This is a genomic window from Massilia sp. HP4 (assembly GCF_005222695.1).
Classification (GTDB): Bacteria; Pseudomonadota; Gammaproteobacteria; order Burkholderiales; family Burkholderiaceae_D; genus Telluria.
In genome coordinates this window covers 259,710-277,184 of the sequence record NZ_STGG01000064.1, presented here as the reverse complement: position 1 = coordinate 277,184, position 17,475 = coordinate 259,710, and the positions used below count along the sequence as shown (strand labels likewise).

Below are 17,475 nucleotides of genomic sequence, written 5' to 3'. Positions count from 1 at the left end.
CTCCGGGTGCGATTGAATACTGGGACTGCTGAATCCAGCAATCAAGTCGCCCAGCATAGCTTTTGCACGGAACAAAGGCCAGCTACGGCGAGGAACATGATCGCACGATACTGAACAGATAGCCAGAGGCCGGCAGCGCGTGCCGATTCAAGGATGAGTGTCTGCTTCTGCGCTTGTCCGGGCAGTCCGTCACCCGCGAGTTTTACGGCGTAGTTCGTGCTCAATCCAATGTCCTCGTCAATGTAGGTAAGTCCGGTGCGGACAACTTCTTCCCATGCCTGAGAGCAATTGTATTGTATAAATGCATGGCAGGTCAGGTCTGATATTCCGACACGAGCTCAGCCTTGGAAAAAGCGTTCATTGTCGAGGTAGTGTCTGAATGTCAGTACCGACCCCATTGATGCACTATGCGGATACCATCGGGTGTGCGATTAAAAAATAACCGTAGCAGCGGTTGAGGCCAGATCGGGCGCGTTCAAGCGCTCATTGTCGGGGCAGTGTACAAATTTCAGACCTGACCCCAATGATGACCACTGGCCTTAACCATCCCTGAAAGCCACTGCCATGCGTAGGAAGTCAGCCAGAATTCATGTGCAATGCTCTACGAGCGTGATCGCAAAGGTCGATCCCATCTTCCAACAGCCTGGAAGTTCCAGACAGAAGAAAATGTAGTCTGATGGCAAATTCTTTGCGCTTCTCGGGTGTGTCGAGACTGTCATCACCTTCGCGAACCATTTCGAGCGCCCTAATGGCTGTGGCAATTTGATCCCCAGCTTCAGCGAGCTGACCAACCTTACGTGATGAAAGGGGGGCCATTGGCATCAGGTCGGTTGCCGTCCAGAGTTTAATCTTGTCGAGATCGAAGACGCAGATAGTGATGCTCGCCTCACCACGATCCTTCTGAGCATCAATATGGAGACTTCGACAGACGCGTTCGATGGCGCCTCGAGCATTTACCAGCCGAAGCATAAATCCTGCGGCGTGAAGTCTTGCCTGAGTTACTTCCTTTCGATATGCCGCATTGACTATCCATAAGGTGCCTGCGAGAGTGCCGACGGTGCCCGTCGCCCCGACCCAAGTAGGCAAGTCGCCTTTATCAAGAGCGGCCCAGTCGAAAAAACTAACAGCCCAGTGAATGACCACAAGGGTGCATATGATCAAAATCAGGACCAATGCGCCAAAACCGATCAGCTTCCAGAGTTTTTGTTCCATGTCAGTAGTGAAATGAGATGTTGCCGATCGTATCATGACTTGTTCACGAAAAAGCAATCGTGAGGGGCAAATGGGAGAAACCGTGAGCAGTAACCGTCACCCGCTGATTAATGACGCACTAGCGTATCTCGCGCTGGCGCTCGCCGGGGCGGCCAGGGTCACCGGACGGCCATGGCCACGGCCAGGGGCAGATCTGATACTTAGACACGAGCTTGGTCTTTAAGAAGGCGTTGATTGTCGGGGCAGTGTCTAAATGCGGCATTCGGACACGAGCTTAGCCTTCCAAAAAACGTCTATTGTCAGAGCCGTGTCCAAATACTAGGCCTGCCCCCGTTGCTGTGTGACCCGTTGATGTGACTTTGCTGATGTCGGTTGGTCTTCGATCAATCATCGTCCTGAGGAATATCGAGCCACATGACGTAATGCCTTTCATCTGGAGAGCTGCAGATCTTCCCACCTCGGATTTTTGCAGAGCATTCGAAATGCGTGAACTCACCCAAGTGGCCTGCGCTGATCGCGCGGCGAAAATCCTGTGCAATACGGGGAGCCAGATTTCCAATCACCTCATCCTGGATGAGTACGCGCACAGCACTTGATTTGGTCTCGACACGCAACTGCACCTGGATATCAAGAGCTGCGCCTTTATTAGTCCGAGGTCCGCATATGGCTTCAAAAGATTGCTGATACCGCTTGGTGCCGAGCACCTCGATCCTGAACTGTCGCGGACCTGTTATGACTGGTATGGCCGAGGGAGAGCCAGTCGACAGCGCTTTGGTAGCTCGGCTTGGCGACATGGTCGGGTGGGCACCGTGCAGAGCGCGGAAATATACCTCCAATGCCCAAAGTGTATCGTTCAGCGCGCGATGAGCTACGCCGTTTTCCAAGCCAAGGTAATCAGCAAGATGCCCTAATTTATGGTTCGGTAAATCCGGCCAAGCTTCTCGAGCCCGGGCAAGTGCGCAATGTCCGATATTCTTGAGCGGACTCCGACCGTGCCGGGTGAGCGCGGAGTTAAGAAAGCCTGTGTCGAAGTTGATGTTGAACGAGACGACGTCATGATCGCTGATGAACTCGATAAATTCATCGAGTACAACATCCATTGGGCGCCCCTCCCGCTGCAGCATATCGTTTGTGATGCCAGTCAGCCTGGAAATAAAGGGCGAAAGCGGCCTGTCAATCAGTATCAACTGCTGCATATGCGGGTGCGACTTTGCGCCAGGCACATACTTCACCGCCGCCACTTCGATGATCAGATCAGTTTTTGCGGACAATCCAGTTGTCTCGAAATCAAAAAAGACAATTGGGTTACCGGTTTGAGGGTAGTGGGTATCGTGCATAAGGGAGGCGTATTTGGACGGCGAAACCAAGGTGATTGCCAAATGAACAGGTTGCTCTCGCGAGTATAGCTGTACAGGTGCTCGTCGATTCTCGCGCATACTCACTGGAGGAAGAGCGCATCGAAGTAGTCGATGACATCATGTCTGCCCAGACTTCAGAAATGAAAAAGCCGCTGACGAATCAGCGGCTTTTTGGAAAGAGGTTGGTGGAGGCGGCGGGAATCGAACCCGCGTCCGCAAGCACTCTACAGACAGTTCTACATACTTAGCACTATCATTTGATTTGACCTGTACAACGGGGATGTGCACCCTTTGGACAAGCGAGTTACCTTAAATTTCGGAAGCAACCAAGTAACCCGATTGATTCCTAGCCTCTGTAAATGACTCTACTAGTCTTGCGACTCACCCCAGAGGCGAGGTGTTGTAGAGCTAGCAGCAATTAAGCTGCTTGTGCGTACGAGTTATCGTTTGCAGTTATTGATTTCTGGATGTATTTACGAGGTAACCAGTCCTCGGTATGCCCTGCGCTGCTTTGCAACCCACGTCGAAACCAGGTCGCCCCCAACGTCAAGAACCTCTATTGTACTCCAAGCGTCAAGGATGTACAGCGCTGTTCCTTAGCGCCTGCTTAAACTCTGTCGCACTAAAAAACCTACAATGCATAGCTTAATTGCAATAAGCTGGCGGGATCAGCAATGCTGGCGAGGTTCGACATGACGTGCATCGTATGTGGCAGCACCAAGACAGCCGGCCTGGCCGGATGGCATGCATTTTGCCCGGCTTGCGACTATGAAAGCGCCGCCCTGAGCGCCGCCATCAATGCCCACAGCGGGCCGGCGGTCGATGAAGCCGAACGTGAGGCCGGCCTCAAGGCGCTGCGCCTCGAGAATTTCCGCACCATCGTCGCCTGGGCCCGGCAGCATGTCGGCGCCAGCCGGCCGAGCCTGCTCGACGTGGGTAGCGCCCATGGCTGGTTCCTCGAAACGGCGCGCGAACAGTTCGATGTGCTGGGCGTCGAGCCTGACGCCGTGGTCGGCGCACGCGCCGCCGCGCGCGGCTTGCCGGTCCGTTCCGGCTACTTCCCGGATGTCCTGCAAGACGGCGAACACTTCGATGTGATCGTGTTCAATGACGTGATCGAGCATATCCCCGACATCCGCAGCGCGCTGGCGGCCTGCCATGCGCGCTTGAATGACGGCGGCATCCTGATTCTCAACCTGCCGAACAGCCGAGGCTTCTTCTACCGGCTGTCGAAGTTGATCGCGCGCTTGGGCTGGCGCGGGCCGTTCGAGCGACTGTGGCAGAAAGACCTGCCGTCGCCGCACGTCCACTACTTCAATCCGAGCAACCTGCAACGGCTGGTCGTGGGGCAGGGGTTCGCGCTGGCTGAAGCGGCCGAGTTGCCGGCCTTGCGCGCCAAGGGTTTGCTCGAGCGGCTGCGCTGCGCCGGCAATGTCCCGACGTTCTCGCTTTACGCACAGTACATCGCGATCATGTGCGCGATCCCCGTATTGCGCATGTTCCCGAGCGATATCATCGTCGGCGTATTCAAAAAAAAGGCCGCAGACTGAAGTCCGCGGCCAAGGGGAGAGAGACGGTAAGTTAGCGCTTGCTTAGCGGCTATTGCGGTTGGCGACTTCGTTGCCGATGATGCCGCCGCCGATCACGCCGGCGACGGTTGCCAATTTCTTGCCATTGCCGCCACCGATCTGGTTGCCGATCAGGCCGCCGATCACGGCGCCGGTGCCGATGCCGACATAGTTCGGCTGCTGGGCTGGTGCAGGCTGCGAGTAACGCGGTTCTTCATAGCGCACCGGTTGCGGCTTGGCGTGCACCACGCGGGTTTTCTCGACCACCTTCACCACTGGCTTTTCCTTGATGATCACGGTCGGCTGCGGCTGGGCGACTGGCTGGGCATAGGCCACCTGCTGGGCCGGGACCATCGCGGGTACCATCGCCGGCACCAGTTGCTGGCCGTTTGCCGCCACCGGCACCATCTGGCCAGGCTGGGCTGCATAGCCATTAGGCTGGGCAACATAGCCGTTAGGCTGGACCTGCATGCCCGCCTGCGGCATCGCGTACGGCGAGGCGGCTGCCAGCGGCATGGTCGGTTCGGGCGCGCTCTTCGAGGTCGGCAGCAGACCGGTGATCGCGGCGGCGCCCGTCAGGCTGACGACGATGACCGACGCAGCGGCAGCGGCCATCAGTGGGTGGATGCGGTTATTGGTCGTGGTTTCCATGATCTGCTCCGTAAGATGTGGCGTGTTCGTATGGCACTAGATTACTGGCGAGCCGGGCGCAGAGATAGACGCGACCCTGTATCAATCGTAAATTGATGTAAGCACGGCCCGCAAAAGAAAACGGCGCCGAAAAAGGGCGCCGTTCGGGAAAATAAATAAAAGGATCAGGCTGCGTGCTCGGCCTGCCGTGCGGCTTCCGATATCTGCCCTAGCAGCGCGAGCATTTGCGCTGGCGTATCGAGCAGATAATCGGCGCCCCAGCTCGACGGTTCGATCGCGCCGCAATAACCCCAGGCGCAGGCCACCGTCACCATGCCGGCCGCGCGGCCGGCTTCGATATCGCGCAGGTCGTCGCCCACGTACCAGCACTGCTCCGGTGCGATGCCGAGCCGGCGTGCGCCTTCGAGCAGTGGGGCAGGGTGGGGTTTTGCGAAGCCCGTCGTGTCGCCCGAGACCACGCAGCCGGCATGCGCCAGCGCGATCTGCGGCACCAGCGGATCGGTGAAGCGGGCTGGCTTGTTGGTGACGATGCCCCAGCTCATGCCGGCGTCGGTAATCCCCGCCAGCAGCTCGGGAATGCCGTCGAACAGCGTGGTATGGGCCGACATCGCCGACTGGTAGCGGTCGAACCAGGCCAGGCGCAGTTCTTCATAGCCCTCATCGCCTGGCGCCAGCCCGAAGGCGGCGCCGATCATGCCGCGTGCGCCGGCTGAAGCGGTCGGGCGCAGCACCTCGTAGGGCGTCGGGTCGAGGCCACGCTCGGTGCGCAGCCAGTTGACGGCCGCCGCGAGGTCGGGCGCCGTGTCGGCCAGCGTGCCGTCGAGGTCGAACAGGATGGCACGCGGTGCCGGCATCACGGTCGGAAAGGTCATGTCGTTCAGAGCGGTTTGCTGCACGCCACCATGTAGTTCACACTGGTGTCGTTGTTCAGCGAGTAGATCTTGGTCAGCGGGTTGTAGGTCAGGCCTTTCAGGCCGTCGACCTGCAGCCCGGCCTGGCGCACGAATTGCGCCAGCTCGGCCGGCGTGATGAACTTGCCGTAGTCGTGGGTCCCGCGCGGCAGCATGCGCAGCACGTACTCGGCGCCGATCACGGCGAACAGGTAAGACTTGGGATTGCGGTTCAGGGTCGAGAAGAACAGGTGGCCGCCCGGTTTCACCAGCTTGGCGGCGGCGCGCACGATCGAGGCCGGGTCGGGCACGTGCTCCAGCATCTCCATGCAGGTGACCACGTCGAACTGGCCGGCTTCCTGCTCGGCCATCTCTTCGGCCGCGATGTGTTTATAACGCACCTCGACGCCCGATTCCAGGCTGTGCAGGTCGGCGACCTTGAGCGCCTTCTTCGACAGGTCGATGCCCGTGACCTTGGCGCCCTTGCGTGCCATCGATTCGGACAGCACGCCGCCGCCGCAACCGATGTCGATCACGTTCTTGCCGGCCAGCGGCGCGCGCGCGTTGATCCACTCGAGGCGCAAGGGGTTGATTTCGTGCAGCGGACGGAATTCGGAGGTCGGGTCCCACCAGCGGTGGGCCAGTTCGCTGAACTTCTGGATTTCTAATGGGTCTGCGTTTGTCGTCGTCATGGCTCGAATAATAGCGGATTTGATGCAGGGGAACGGCCCGCAAATGAAAAAACCCCGCCGCAGCGGGGTCTCGCGGGGGTTAGCCCGAATTACTTGTTGACGGTACGGGTACCGACGACTTCGATTTCCACGCGACGGTTCTGGGCGCGGCCTTCGGCGGTCTTGTTGTCCGCTTTCGGCTGGCTTTCGCCCTTGCCTTCGGTGTAGATGCGGGTTTCTTCGATGCCCTTGCCTTTCAGGTAGGCTTTGACGGCTTCGGCGCGGCGGATCGACAGTTTCTGGTTGTAGGCATCGGTGCCGATCGAGTCGGTGTGGCCGACGGCGATGATGACTTCCAGGTTCATGTCGCCCAGCTTGGCGCTCAGCTCGTCCAGCGACGATTTGCCGGCTGGCTTCAGGATCGCCTTGTCGAAGTCGAAGAAGGCGTCGGCCGAGTAGCTGACTTTTTCCGAGGTCGGCACTGGCGCGGCCACGACTGGCGCGGGGGTCGGCTCAGCGACCGGTGCTGGCGGTGGCGGCGGAGCGACGCACTTGCCGTTTTCAAGTTTCTCTGGCTCGACGCACAGCGGTGCATCGCAACCTGGGACCGCATCGGCCGGGGTCCAGTAGCCGGTGCGCCAGCACAGGCCGAACGGATTGCGCGCGATGACGCCGCGTGCATCTTGCACGTAGGCGCTGTACGGGGTGCGGGCCTGGATGTCGGTGGTCAGTGGCGCGTAAGGTGGGGCGCTTTGGGCGGAGGCGACGCCAGCGATCGCGGCCGACGCTGCGAGCAGAACGGTGATCAGTTTCTTCATATTCTTTTCCTTTCGGTTAAATCCGTAGCGATTCAAACGGGGTTTTGTGGTCATAAGATTAACACGCTGGTCGCCCCGTCTGTTTCGTATTATGAAACAAGCAATTGACTTCCTGTCCATTTTGCCACATGCACCAAAATCGCACGACTGCACCCAAATCAAACATCAAGCATTAATTGCTTGACGTTGTTTGGCCGCAACATTTTCACAAGCGGACTATCCCGACGACGACAATGTTGGAAATTTCGCATTTCGGCGCACGATTTCAAGAGCGTAAAGCACTGTGGTCGGAATTGAGCAACTGCTATCTGTCGCATGGTAGAATCGTCCGTTGCAACTTATAACCATCGCCTGAAAGCAGTCGACCCGCCCAATGGATCAATTCGCAAAAGAAACAGTCCCGATTTCCCTCGAAGAAGAGATGCGCAAGAGCTACCTCGATTACGCCATGAGCGTGATCGTGGGCCGTGCGCTGCCGGACGTACGCGACGGCCTGAAGCCGGTGCACCGCCGTGTGCTCTACGCGATGCATGAGATGAACAACGTGTGGAACCGTCCTTACCTCAAGTGCGCGCGCGTCGTCGGCGACACGATGGGTAAATTCCACCCGCACGGCGACTCGTCGATCTACGACACCCTGGTTCGCATGGCCCAGGACTTCTCGCTGCGCTACACCCTGGTCGATGGCCAGGGCAACTTTGGTTCGATCGACGGCGACAGCGCCGCGGCGATGCGTTATACCGAGTGCCGCCTGGACCGCATCGCCGGCGAGATCCTCGCCGACATCGACAAGGACACGGTCGACTTCCAGCCGAACTACGACGGTAAAGAGAAAGAGCCGACGGTCCTGCCGACCCGCATCCCGAACCTGCTGATCAACGGTTCGTCGGGCATCGCGGTCGGCATGGCGACCAATATCCCGCCGCACAACCTGTCCGAAGTGATCGCCGGCGCGATGCACGTGCTGCACAACCCGGACTGCACCATCGACGAGCTGATCGAGCTGATCCCGGCGCCGGACTTCCCGACCGCCGGCATCATCTATGGCGTCTCGGGCGTGCGCGACGGTTATCGCACCGGCCGCGGCCGCGTGGTGATGCGCGCCAAGACCCACTTCGAGGAAGTGGGCCGCGACGGTTCGCGCACTGCGATCATCGTCGACGAGCTGCCCTACCAGGTCAACAAGAAGTCGCTGCTCGAGCGCATTGCCGAGAACGTGCGCGATAAAAAGCTTGAAGGCATCAGCGACATTCGCGACGAGTCCGATAAATCGGGCATGCGCGTGGTGATCGAGCTCAAGCGCGGCGAAGTACCTGAAGTGGTGCTGAACAATCTGTACAAGCAGACCCAGCTGCAAGACACCTTCGGCATGAATATGGTGGCGCTGGTCAATGGCCAGCCGAAGCTGCTGAACCTCAAGCAGATGCTCGAGTGCTTCCTGTCGCACCGCCGCGAAGTGGTTACCCGCCGCACCGTGTTCGAGCTGCGCAAGGCGCGCGACCGCGGCCACATGCTCGAAGGCCTGGCCGTCGCGCTGGCCAATATCGACGACTTCATCGCGATCATCAAGGCCGCGCCGACCCCGCCGCTGGCCAAGGTCGAGCTGATGCAGCGCGCCTGGGATTCGTCCCTGGTGCGCGAGATGCTCAATCGCACCGAGCTGGGCGAATCGGGCGGCATCGCCGCCTTCCGTCCCGAGCACCTGCCGAAGCACTACGGCATGCAGCAGGATGGCCTGTACAAGCTGTCGGACGAGCAGGCGCAAGAGATCCTGCAGATGCGCCTGCAACGCCTGACGGGCCTGGAGCAGGACAAGATCGTCAACGAGTACAAAGAGGTGATGGCCCACATCGCCGACCTGCTCGACATCCTGTCGAAGCCCGAGCGCGTGACCACGATCATCGTCGACGAAATGAACGCCATCAAGGCCGACTACGCCGACAATGGCAAGGACACCCGCCGTTCGAGCATCGAGCACAATGCCAGCGACCTCGAGACCGAAGACCTGATCACCCCGCAAGACATGGTGGTGACCCTGTCGCACTCGGGCTACATGAAGGCGCAGCCGATCTCTGAATACCGCGCCCAGAAGCGCGGCGGCCGCGGCAAGCAGGCGGCGGCGACCAAGGACGAAGACTGGATCGACCAGCTGTTCATCGCCAACACCCACGACTACATGCTGTGCTTCAGTAACCGCGGCCGGATGTACTGGCTCAAGGTGTGGGAAGTGCCGCAAGGCTCGCGCAACTCGCGCGGCAAGCCGATCGTCAATATGTTCCCGTTGCAGGATAACGAGAAGATCACCGTCATCCTGCCGCTGCAGGGCGAGAACCGCACCTTCCCTGAAGACCACTACGTCTTCATGTCGACCTCGCTGGGCACGGTCAAGAAGACCCCGCTGCGCGACTTCTCCAATCCACGCAAGGCCGGCATCATCGCGGTCGACCTGGACGAAGGCGACGTGCTGGTCGGCGCCGCGCTCACCGACGGCAAGCACGACGTGATGCTGTTCTCCGACGGCGGCAAGGCCGTGCGCTTCGACGAGAACGACGTGCGTCCGATGGGCCGTACCGCGCGCGGCGTGCGCGGCATGAACCTCGAAGAAGGCCAGCAGGTCATCGCGTTGCTGGTGGCCGAGAGCGAAGAGCAGACCGTCCTCACCGCCACCGAGAACGGCTTCGGCAAGCGTACCCCGATCACCGAGTACACCCGCCATGGCCGCGGCACCAAGGGCATGATCGCGATCCAGACCAGCGAGCGTAACGGCAAAGTGGTGGCCGCGACCCTGGTCGAGCCGAGCGACGAGATCATGCTGATCACGACCGGCGGCGTGCTGATCCGCACCCGCGTATCCGAGATCCGCGAAATGGGCCGTGCGACCCAGGGCGTGACCCTGATCGCGGTCGAGGATGGCACCAAGCTGTCCGGCCTGCAGCGCATCGTCGAGACCGACCTCGAAGAAGTCGAGCTCGAACCGGCGCCGGAATAATGGCGCCAGGGGGCAAGCGCTGAGCCGGTGCTTGCCCCCTTTGTTCAATTCAATGGGCGCCAGCGCCCGCTTGGGAAACCAATGAAAAAACTCCTCCTCGCCGTGACCTGTGCCGCCGCCTTTGCCGGCGCGCCTGCACCCGCGTTTGCGCAAGGCGCCGCACCGGCCGCTCCCAGCGCCCAGGAAGCTGCCGCCGTCAAGGAATTGCTGGCGGCGATGGATGTGCGCAAGATGATGATGGCCTCGTTCACCGAGATGGAGAAGGCGCTGCCGCAGATGATGCGCTCGCAGATGACGGCCGTGATCAATGCCGATCCGACCGCCAGCGACGACAAGAAGAAGGCGGCCCTGGACAAGGTCGAGCAGGTGCTGCCGGGCGCCACCGAGGCGATCAACCGCATGTTCCGCGATCCGGCCCTGGTCGACGAGATGATGGCCGAGATCGGGCCGCTGTACGCCAGGCACTACAACGTCGCCGAGCTGAAGGAACTGGCCGCTTTCTACCGCACGCCACTGGGCCAGAAGATGCTGACCCTGTCCCCGCGCCTGGCGGCCGAGAGCATGGCGGTCGGCCAGAAGATCGTCGCGCCGCGCCTGAACGGCCTGATGCTGGAAGTGATGCAGAACGCCCAGGCAAAATAACACCGTCGAAAGGACCGCATGACCCACGTCTTCAATTTCTCGGCCGGCCCCGCCGTCCTTCCGAAAGAAGTGCTGCTGCAGGCGGCGAGCGAGATGCTCGACTGGCACGGCAGCGGCATGTCGGTGATGGAGATGAGCCATCGCGGTCCGGAATTTTCCAGCATCCACCGCCAGGCGCTGGACGACCTGCGCGAGCTGCTGGACGTCCCGGCAAATTATAAAATCCTGTTCCAGCAGGGCGGGGGACTGGGCCAGAACGCCATCGTTCCCCTCAACCTGAGTGGCCGCCGCAGCGACCCGGTGATCGATTTCGTCCACACCGGTTCGTGGTCGGGCAAGTCGATCAAGGAAGCGGCGCGCTATGCGCGCGTGAACGTGGCCGCATCGAGCGAGGCGGAAGGCTTCGCCCGCGTCCCGGCGCGCGAGTCGTGGCAGTTGTCGCAGGACGCGGCCTATCTGCACATCTGCACCAACGAGACCATCGACGGCGTCGAATATCCTGACGCGCCGGAGATCGACCCCGACCTGCCGATCGTGGCCGATATGTCCTCGCACATCCTGTCGCGCAAGATCGATGTTTCCAAATACGGCGTGATCTTTGCCGGCGCCCAGAAGAATATCGGGCCGGCCGGCCTGACCCTGGTGATCGTGCGCGACGACCTGCTCGACTACGCGTCGCCGCAGTGCCCGTCGGCCTTCCACTGGAAGACCTGTGCCGAGCACGATTCGCTGTACAACACGCCGCCGACCTATTCGATCTATATCGCGGGGCTGGTGTTTGCCTGGCTCAAGGCGAATGGCGGCGTGGCGGCGATGGAGCAACGTAATATCGAGAAGTCGCGCCTGCTGTACGAGGCGCTCGATCGCGACGATTTTTATACCAATCGCGTGGCGAGCCCATTCCGCTCGCGCATGAACGTGCCGTTTTACCTGCGCGACGAATCGCTGAACCAGTTATTCCTGACCGGCGCACAAGCGCGCGGTCTGCTGCAACTGAAGGGCCACAAGTCCGTCGGCGGCATGCGGGCATCCATCTACAACGCGATGCCGATCGAGGGCGTACAGGCCCTCGTCGATTATTTGAACGAGTTTGCAGGGCGGTGATTCCGGCAGGGTGCGCGACGACGCATCGGCCGGTTGAACGCGTCGGCGGCGGAGCCGCCAACCCTACGTAGGGTCGGCAGGTCTCCTGCCGACGCGTGCAACCCACGGTTGATTCACACGCACGCAAACAAAATCGACCACACAGCATAACGATGACAGACAAACTCAAACCCCTGCGCGAACGCATCGATGCGATCGACGCGCAAATCCTCTCGCTGTTGAGCGAGCGCGGCAAGGTCGCGCAAGAAGTCGGCCATGTCAAGGCCGAAACCAACGCCCCGGTCTTCCGCCCCGAGCGCGAAGCCCAGGTGCTGCGCGGCGTGGCCGAGCGCAACCCCGGCCCGCTCAAGGACAAGGACGTACAAACGATCTTTCGCGAGATCATGTCGTCCTGCCGCGCGCTCGAGAAGCGCGTCACGGTCGCCTATCTCGGCCCGACCGGCACCTTCAGCGAGCAGGCCGTATTCCAGCAGTTCGGCACCGCCATCGAGACGCTGCCCTGCGTGTCGATCGACGAGGTGTTCCGCGCCACCGAGGCCGGCACCGCCGACTTCGGCGTGGTCCCGGTCGAGAATTCGTCCGAAGGCGCGATCAACCGTTCGCTCGACCTGCTCTTGGGGACCACCACCATCATCAGCGGCGAAGTCTCGATCGCCGTCCACCACAGCCTGATGAGCAAGACCGGTTCGATGGACGGCATCAAGATCATCTGCGCGCACTCGCAGGCGCTGGCCCAGTGCCAGGTCTGGCTCAACCTGCACCACCCGCAGATCGAGCGGCGCGCCGTGGCCTCGAATGCCGAGGCGGCGGTGCTGGCGAGCCAGGATCCGACGGTCGCCGCTATCGCCAGCGAGATGGCGGGCGAGCAGTACCAGCTGGGCGTGGTGCAGGCCCATATCCAGGACGACCCGCACAACCGCACCCGCTTCGTGGTGATCGGCCATCTGCAGACCGGCCCGTCGGGCAGGGACCGCACCGGTATCGTGCTGGCCGTGCCGAACAAGGCGGGCGCCGTCTACAACCTGTTGGCGCCGCTCGAAAAGCATGGCGTGTCGATGACCCGCTTCGAATCGCGGCCGGCACGCATCGGCACCTGGGAGTATTACTTCTACGTCGATATCGAGGGCCACGTGCATGACGCCGCCGTTGCGCGCGCGCTCGAGGAACTCAAGGACAACGCCGCCTTCTTCAAGGTGCTGGGCTCCTACCCGCAAAGCCTTTAACAAACAGAGAGAGACATATGTCGACATTCGGTCCTGAATACGTCCGCGCCATCGCCCCTTACCAGGCCGGCAAACCCATCGCCGAAGTCGCTCGCGAGTTCGGTCTCGACGAGGCGACCATCGTCAAGCTGGCTTCCAACGAAAATCCGTTCGGCCTGCCGGAATCGAGCCGCGCCGCGATGCTCGAAGCCGCCGCCGACCTGGGGCGCTACCCGGACGCCAACGGTTTCGATCTGAAAACCGCGCTGTCGCAGCGCTACGACGTGCCGCTCGAGTGGATCACCCTCGGCAACGGCAGCAACGACATCCTCGAGATCGCCGCCCACGCCTTCGTGCAAAAAGGCGAAGCGGTGGTCTATTCGCAGTACTCGTTCGCGGTGTACGCGTTGGCCACGCAGGGCGTGGGCGGACGCGCCATCGTGGTCCCAAGCGTGAACTACGGCCATGACCTGGATGCGATGGCCGCCGCGATCGACCTTGAGACCCGCCTGGTGTATGTCGCCAATCCGAACAACCCGACCGGCACCTTCATCCCGGCCGCGCAAGTCGAGGCCTTCCTGCAGAAGGTGCCGGCCAACGTGATCGTGGTGCTGGACGAAGCCTATAACGAATACCTGGCGCCGGAACACCAGTTCGAGTCGAGCGGCTGGGTGCGCAAGTACCCGAACCTGGTCGTCTCGCGCACCTTCTCCAAGGCCTACGGCCTGGCCGGCCTGCGCGTGGGTTTCGCCATCGCCCAGCCGGAAGTGACGGACCTGATGAACCGCATCCGCCAGCCGTTCAACGTCAATTCGCTGGCGCAGGCCGCCGCGATCGCCGCGCTGAACGACAAGCCGTTCCTGGAAAAGGGCGCGCAGAACAACGCCGCGGGCTACCAGCAGATGGTCCAGGCCTTCGAGGAGCTCAAGCTCGAATACGTGCCGTCGTTCGGCAACTTCGTGCTGGTCAAGGTCGGCAACGATGACCAGGCCGGCGCGCGCGTGAACACGGCGCTGCTCAAGCAGGGCGTGATCGTGCGTCCGGTCGGCGCCTATGGCCTGCCGCAGTGGCTGCGCATCTCGATCGGCCTGCCGCAAGAAAATGCAGCCTTCATCGAAGCGTTAAAGAAAGCACTCGGCTAAATGCTCGGCAAGGTTGTCATCGTCGGCGTCGGCCTGATCGGCGGTTCGTTCGCGCTGGCGCTCAAGCGCGCCGGCCAGGTGGGGCAAGTGGTCGGTATTGGCCGCCACCCGGAGGCGCTGGCACGTGCACTGGAGTTGGGCATCGTCGACACCGTCAGCGAGTCGTACGAAGAAGCGCTGCGTGGCGCGGACCTGGTGTTGCTGGCCGCGCCGGTGGCCCAGACCGGGGCCATCCTCGAAGCACTGCTGCCGCACCTTGAGCCGCACACGATCGTGACCGACGCCGGCAGCACCAAGTGCGACGTGGTCGCCGCTGCGCGCGCGGTGCTGAACGATCGTGTAGGCCAGTTCGTGCCGGGCCACCCGATCGCGGGCAGCGAATCGAACGGCCCGGACGCCGCACTGGCCGGCCTGTACCAGGGCAAGAAGTGCGTGCTGACGCCGCTGCCAGAGAATGCGGCTGCCGACATTGAAAAAGTAGCCAGCGCCTGGCGTGCCTGCGGCGCCGTGATCCACACGCTCAGTCCCGGCGACCACGATCGCGTCTTCGCCGCCGTCAGCCACCTGCCGCACCTGCTGGCCTACGCGCTGGTGGACGACATCGCCGCCAAGCCGCATGCCGACCTGCTGTTCCAGTACGCCGCCAGCGGTTTCCGCGACTTCACCCGCATTGCCGGTTCGTCGCCCGAGATGTGGCGCGACATCAGCCTGGCCAACCGCGCCGCACTGCTGTCCGAGCTGGATGCATATCTGGCACAATTGACGTCGATGCGGGCCATGCTCGCGGCATCGGATGGCGTCGGCTTGCAAGGAATCTACGCGACCGCCCAGCGCGCCCGCCGCGAGTGGCAAGAGGCCATCGAGGCCGGCTCGCCGGACCGGCGCACGCCCAATCAGGAAAACACATGACGCAGCAAAAACACTACCCGCAGCACATCGACCTCGAACCCGTCCTGCATGCGCAAGGCACGGTGCGGCTGCCGGGCTCCAAGAGCATCTCGAACCGCACGCTGCTGCTGGCCGCGCTGTCCGAAGGCGCGACCACGATCCACGACCTGCTGGCCTCGGACGACACCATGGTGATGCTGGGCGCCCTGCGTTCGCTGGGTATCCGGTGGGACGAGGTCGACGAGCGCACCGTGGTCGTGCACGGCAATGGCGGCGAGCTGCCGAACGGTGAGGCCGACCTGTTCATGGGCAATGCCGGCACCGCGATCCGTCCGCTGACGGCGGCCCTGGCCGTGATCGGCGGCGACTATACGCTGCACGGCGTCTCGCGCATGCACGAGCGTCCGATCGGCGACCTGGTCGACGCCCTGAACGAGGTCGGCGCCCAGATCGAGTACACGGGCGAGCAGGGCTTTCCGCCGCTGCGCATTCGCCGCGGCCGCGTCAACCCGCAGCGCATCGCAGTGCGCGGCAATGTATCGAGCCAGTTCCTGACCGCGCTCCTGATGGCAGCGCCGCTGATGGCCAAGACCCATCCGGTGGCGATCGACGTCGTCGGCGAGCTGATCTCGAAGCCGTATATCGAGATCACGCTGAACCTGATGCGCCGCTTCGGCGTCGAGGTCGAGCAGAACGGCTGGGCCTCGTTCACCGTGCACCCGGGCCAGCGCTACCAGAGTCCGGGCACGATCCACGTCGAAGGCGATGCTTCGTCGGCGTCCTACTTCCTGGCGGCCGGCGCGATTGCCGGCGGTCCGGTGCGGGTCGAAGGCGTGGGCGAACAGAGCATCCAGGGCGACGTGCGCTTTGCCGACGCACTCGAGCGCATGGGCGCCATTGTCACCCGCGGCGACAACTGGATCGAGGCGCGTTCGAACGGTGTGTTGAAAGCCATCGACGCCGACTTCAACCACATCCCGGATGCGGCGATGACGATCGCGGTGGCGGCCCTGTACGCCGACGGCCCGAGCACCTTGCGCAATATCGCCAGCTGGCGTGTGAAGGAAACCGACCGCCTGGCGGCCATGGCGACCGAATTGCGCAAGGTCGGCGCCGAGGTGGAGGAGGGGCCGGACTACATCCGCATCACCCCGCCCGAAGAGCTGAAACCGGCAACGATCGACACCTACGACGACCACCGGATGGCGATGTGCTTCTCGCTGGCTTCGCTGGACGGCAAGGCGCGCCGCGGCAACGCGATGCGCATCAACGATCCGAAATGCGTCGCCAAGACCTTCCCCGATTATTTCGAGGCTTTTGCGGGCATCGCCCGTGACGAGTTGTTTTAACGTGTTAATTTAATTGATTGCCAGGATCCGCATGCCGAATTCGAACGTACCAGTCATCACCATCGACGGCCCTACCGCATCCGGCAAGGGGACGGTCGCCAGCCGGGTCGCCGGGCATCTCAGCTTTCACCTGCTCGACTCGGGCGCGCTGTACCGCCTGACGGCGCTGCAGGCGCTGCGCCGTCAGGTGGAACTGCGCGACGAGCATGCGATCGCCAAGCTGGCCGAGCACCTGCCGGCGCGGTTCCAGGGCGAGCATATCTACCTGGCCAACGAGGATGTCACGCACGCGATCCGGGCCGAGGAAGTCGGCAATATGGCGTCGAAGATCGCGGCGCTGCCGACTGTGCGCCAGGCGCTGTTCGGGCTGCAGTTGGGCTTTCGCCAGACGCCGGGGCTGGTGGCCGACGGGCGCGATATGGGCACCGTGATCTTCCCGACCGCCAAGCTGAAGGTGTTCTTGACCGCAAGTGTCGAGGCGCGGGCGCAACGCCGGTATAAGCAATTGATTGACAAAGGGTTTTCTGCTAATATGAACGACCTCCTGGCAGATTTGCAGGCGAGAGACGAGCGCGACACCAATCGCGCGGTCGCTCCTCTAGCCCCGGCAAGCGATGCGCATCTGCTGGACACGTCCGAAATGGGCGTGGATCAGGCGGTGGACCAGGTCTTGGCCTGGTATGCGCAAAAGTAATTCGAAAGAATTACCGCGGCAAAAGTATTCAAGAAGAGTTCTTAAAGACTTTGAATGGCGTTTCGATGCCTTCGGCGTAAGCCGTTGGTGTCGAAATGTCATTCCCGCGCAGGCGGGAATCCCAGTTCGATGCCTACCGTTGGCTCGAGTCATCGCCGTGGTGCGCGGGCAAACTGGGAATTCCGCCTGCGCGGGGATGGCGGCCCCAGGGCCGCCATCCTTTGGTGCCTGCAACAGGCTTTTATGATGCAGGCGTGTTTTAACCCTAACCCAGTTCAGTCCGCAATTTCGTCGGCC

15 protein-coding genes and 1 other RNA gene are annotated in these 17,475 nt (G+C 61.9%); 9 read left to right on the top strand and 7 right to left on the bottom strand.

Annotation, left to right across the window (positions count from 1 at the left end; all coding sequences use genetic code 11):
- Positions 1 to 576: 576 nt before the first annotated feature.
- The 3 genes from E8M83_RS24055 to ssrA all read right to left on the bottom strand — a co-directional run bounded on the left by E8M83_RS24055 (position 577) and on the right by ssrA (position 3,112).
- Positions 577 to 1,212, bottom strand: a complete 636-nt coding sequence (locus tag E8M83_RS24055) for a hypothetical protein (protein ID WP_137175873.1) — start codon at positions 1,210 to 1,212, stop codon at positions 577 to 579.
- Between the two features lie 383 nt (positions 1,213 to 1,595).
- A complete protein-coding gene (locus E8M83_RS24050; RefSeq protein WP_170976907.1) occupies positions 1,596 to 2,549 on the bottom strand; it encodes a PolC-type DNA polymerase III in 954 nt (317 codons plus the stop codon).
- A gap of 204 nt (positions 2,550 to 2,753) precedes the next feature.
- Positions 2,754 to 3,112: a transfer-messenger RNA gene (gene ssrA / locus E8M83_RS24045) on the bottom strand.
- A gap of 150 nt (positions 3,113 to 3,262) precedes the next feature.
- Here ssrA and E8M83_RS24040 point away from each other — a divergent pair.
- Positions 3,263 to 4,120 (top strand): bifunctional 2-polyprenyl-6-hydroxyphenol methylase/3-demethylubiquinol 3-O-methyltransferase UbiG, encoded by an 858-nt coding sequence (locus tag E8M83_RS24040; protein WP_137175871.1) that lies wholly within the window; start codon positions 3,263 to 3,265, stop codon positions 4,118 to 4,120.
- 42 nt (positions 4,121 to 4,162) lie between these two features.
- Here E8M83_RS24040 and E8M83_RS26545 read toward each other — a convergent pair whose 3' ends face one another.
- From E8M83_RS26545 to ompA, 4 genes are all read right to left on the bottom strand, one after another.
- Positions 4,163 to 4,789, bottom strand: a complete 627-nt coding sequence (locus E8M83_RS26545) for a glycine zipper 2TM domain-containing protein (RefSeq protein ID WP_137175870.1) — start codon at positions 4,787 to 4,789, stop codon at positions 4,163 to 4,165.
- Positions 4,790 to 4,953: 164 nt separating this feature from the next.
- Positions 4,954 to 5,661, bottom strand: coding sequence for an HAD family hydrolase (locus tag E8M83_RS24030; RefSeq protein ID WP_170976906.1), 708 nt, complete (start codon positions 5,659 to 5,661; stop codon positions 4,954 to 4,956).
- Between the two features lie 5 nt (positions 5,662 to 5,666).
- Positions 5,667 to 6,371 (bottom strand): bifunctional 2-polyprenyl-6-hydroxyphenol methylase/3-demethylubiquinol 3-O-methyltransferase UbiG, encoded by a 705-nt coding sequence (gene ubiG, locus E8M83_RS24025; RefSeq protein WP_137175869.1) that lies wholly within the window; start codon positions 6,369 to 6,371, stop codon positions 5,667 to 5,669.
- Positions 6,372 to 6,460: 89 nt separating this feature from the next.
- Entirely contained in the window at positions 6,461 to 7,168 is a 708-nt protein-coding gene (ompA, locus tag E8M83_RS24020) for an outer membrane protein OmpA (protein WP_137175868.1), read from the bottom strand.
- Positions 7,169 to 7,541: 373 nt separating this feature from the next.
- Here ompA and gyrA point away from each other — a divergent pair, with 373 nt between their 5' ends.
- From gyrA to cmk, 8 genes are all read left to right on the top strand, one after another.
- Positions 7,542 to 10,157 carry a DNA gyrase subunit A gene (gene gyrA / locus E8M83_RS24015; protein WP_137175867.1) on the top strand — a complete coding sequence of 872 codons (2,616 nt, stop codon included), beginning with the start codon at positions 7,542 to 7,544 and terminating at the stop codon, positions 10,155 to 10,157.
- Between the two features lie 81 nt (positions 10,158 to 10,238).
- The gene (locus E8M83_RS24010) at positions 10,239 to 10,799 is read left to right on the top strand and encodes a DUF2059 domain-containing protein (protein ID WP_137175866.1); all 561 of its coding nucleotides are present in this window, start codon (positions 10,239 to 10,241) and stop codon (positions 10,797 to 10,799) included.
- An 18-nt stretch (positions 10,800 to 10,817) separates the two neighbouring features.
- Entirely contained in the window at positions 10,818 to 11,903 is a 1,086-nt protein-coding gene (serC, locus tag E8M83_RS24005) for a 3-phosphoserine/phosphohydroxythreonine transaminase (RefSeq protein WP_137175865.1), read from the top strand.
- 152 nt (positions 11,904 to 12,055) lie between these two features.
- Entirely contained in the window at positions 12,056 to 13,126 is a 1,071-nt protein-coding gene (gene pheA, locus E8M83_RS24000; RefSeq protein WP_137175864.1) for a prephenate dehydratase, read from the top strand.
- A 17-nt stretch (positions 13,127 to 13,143) separates the two neighbouring features.
- Positions 13,144 to 14,247 carry a histidinol-phosphate transaminase gene (gene hisC, locus E8M83_RS23995; RefSeq protein ID WP_137175863.1) on the top strand — a complete coding sequence of 368 codons (1,104 nt, stop codon included), beginning with the start codon at positions 13,144 to 13,146 and terminating at the stop codon, positions 14,245 to 14,247.
- Positions 14,248 to 15,156 carry a prephenate dehydrogenase/arogenate dehydrogenase family protein gene (locus E8M83_RS23990; RefSeq protein WP_137175862.1) on the top strand — a complete coding sequence of 303 codons (909 nt, stop codon included), beginning with the start codon at positions 14,248 to 14,250 and terminating at the stop codon, positions 15,154 to 15,156. It begins immediately after the preceding gene.
- Positions 15,153 to 16,484 carry a 3-phosphoshikimate 1-carboxyvinyltransferase gene (gene aroA / locus E8M83_RS23985; RefSeq protein ID WP_137175861.1) on the top strand — a complete coding sequence of 444 codons (1,332 nt, stop codon included), beginning with the start codon at positions 15,153 to 15,155 and terminating at the stop codon, positions 16,482 to 16,484. The genes E8M83_RS23990 and aroA overlap by 4 nt, the downstream gene beginning before the upstream one ends.
- Positions 16,485 to 16,515: 31 nt before the next feature.
- Entirely contained in the window at positions 16,516 to 17,178 is a 663-nt protein-coding gene (gene cmk / locus E8M83_RS23980) for a (d)CMP kinase (protein ID WP_137175860.1), read from the top strand.
- Positions 17,179 to 17,475 lie beyond the last annotated feature (297 nt).

What these genes read in the sequence shown, in the direction of transcription:
- E8M83_RS24055 (WP_137175873.1), bottom strand. Translation starts at nt 1,212, where the DNA reads ATGGAACAAAAACTCTGGAAGCTGATCGGTTTTGGCGCATTGGTCCTG.
- E8M83_RS24050 (WP_170976907.1), bottom strand. Translation starts at nt 2,549, where the DNA reads ATGCACGATACCCACTACCCTCAAACCGGTAACCCAATTGTCTTTTTT.
- E8M83_RS24040 (WP_137175871.1), top strand. Translation starts at nt 3,263, where the DNA reads ATGACGTGCATCGTATGTGGCAGCACCAAGACAGCCGGCCTGGCCGGA.
- E8M83_RS26545 (WP_137175870.1), bottom strand. Translation starts at nt 4,789, where the DNA reads ATGGAAACCACGACCAATAACCGCATCCACCCACTGATGGCCGCTGCC.
- E8M83_RS24030 (WP_170976906.1), bottom strand. Translation starts at nt 5,661, where the DNA reads ATGACCTTTCCGACCGTGATGCCGGCACCGCGTGCCATCCTGTTCGAC.
- ubiG (WP_137175869.1), bottom strand. Translation starts at nt 6,371, where the DNA reads ATGACGACGACAAACGCAGACCCATTAGAAATCCAGAAGTTCAGCGAA.
- ompA (WP_137175868.1), bottom strand. Translation starts at nt 7,168, where the DNA reads ATGAAGAAACTGATCACCGTTCTGCTCGCAGCGTCGGCCGCGATCGCT.
- gyrA (WP_137175867.1), top strand. Translation starts at nt 7,542, where the DNA reads ATGGATCAATTCGCAAAAGAAACAGTCCCGATTTCCCTCGAAGAAGAG.
- E8M83_RS24010 (WP_137175866.1), top strand. Translation starts at nt 10,239, where the DNA reads ATGAAAAAACTCCTCCTCGCCGTGACCTGTGCCGCCGCCTTTGCCGGC.
- serC (WP_137175865.1), top strand. Translation starts at nt 10,818, where the DNA reads ATGACCCACGTCTTCAATTTCTCGGCCGGCCCCGCCGTCCTTCCGAAA.
- pheA (WP_137175864.1), top strand. Translation starts at nt 12,056, where the DNA reads ATGACAGACAAACTCAAACCCCTGCGCGAACGCATCGATGCGATCGAC.
- hisC (WP_137175863.1), top strand. Translation starts at nt 13,144, where the DNA reads ATGTCGACATTCGGTCCTGAATACGTCCGCGCCATCGCCCCTTACCAG.
- E8M83_RS23990 (WP_137175862.1), top strand. Translation starts at nt 14,248, where the DNA reads ATGCTCGGCAAGGTTGTCATCGTCGGCGTCGGCCTGATCGGCGGTTCG.
- aroA (WP_137175861.1), top strand. Translation starts at nt 15,153, where the DNA reads ATGACGCAGCAAAAACACTACCCGCAGCACATCGACCTCGAACCCGTC.
- cmk (WP_137175860.1), top strand. Translation starts at nt 16,516, where the DNA reads ATGCCGAATTCGAACGTACCAGTCATCACCATCGACGGCCCTACCGCA.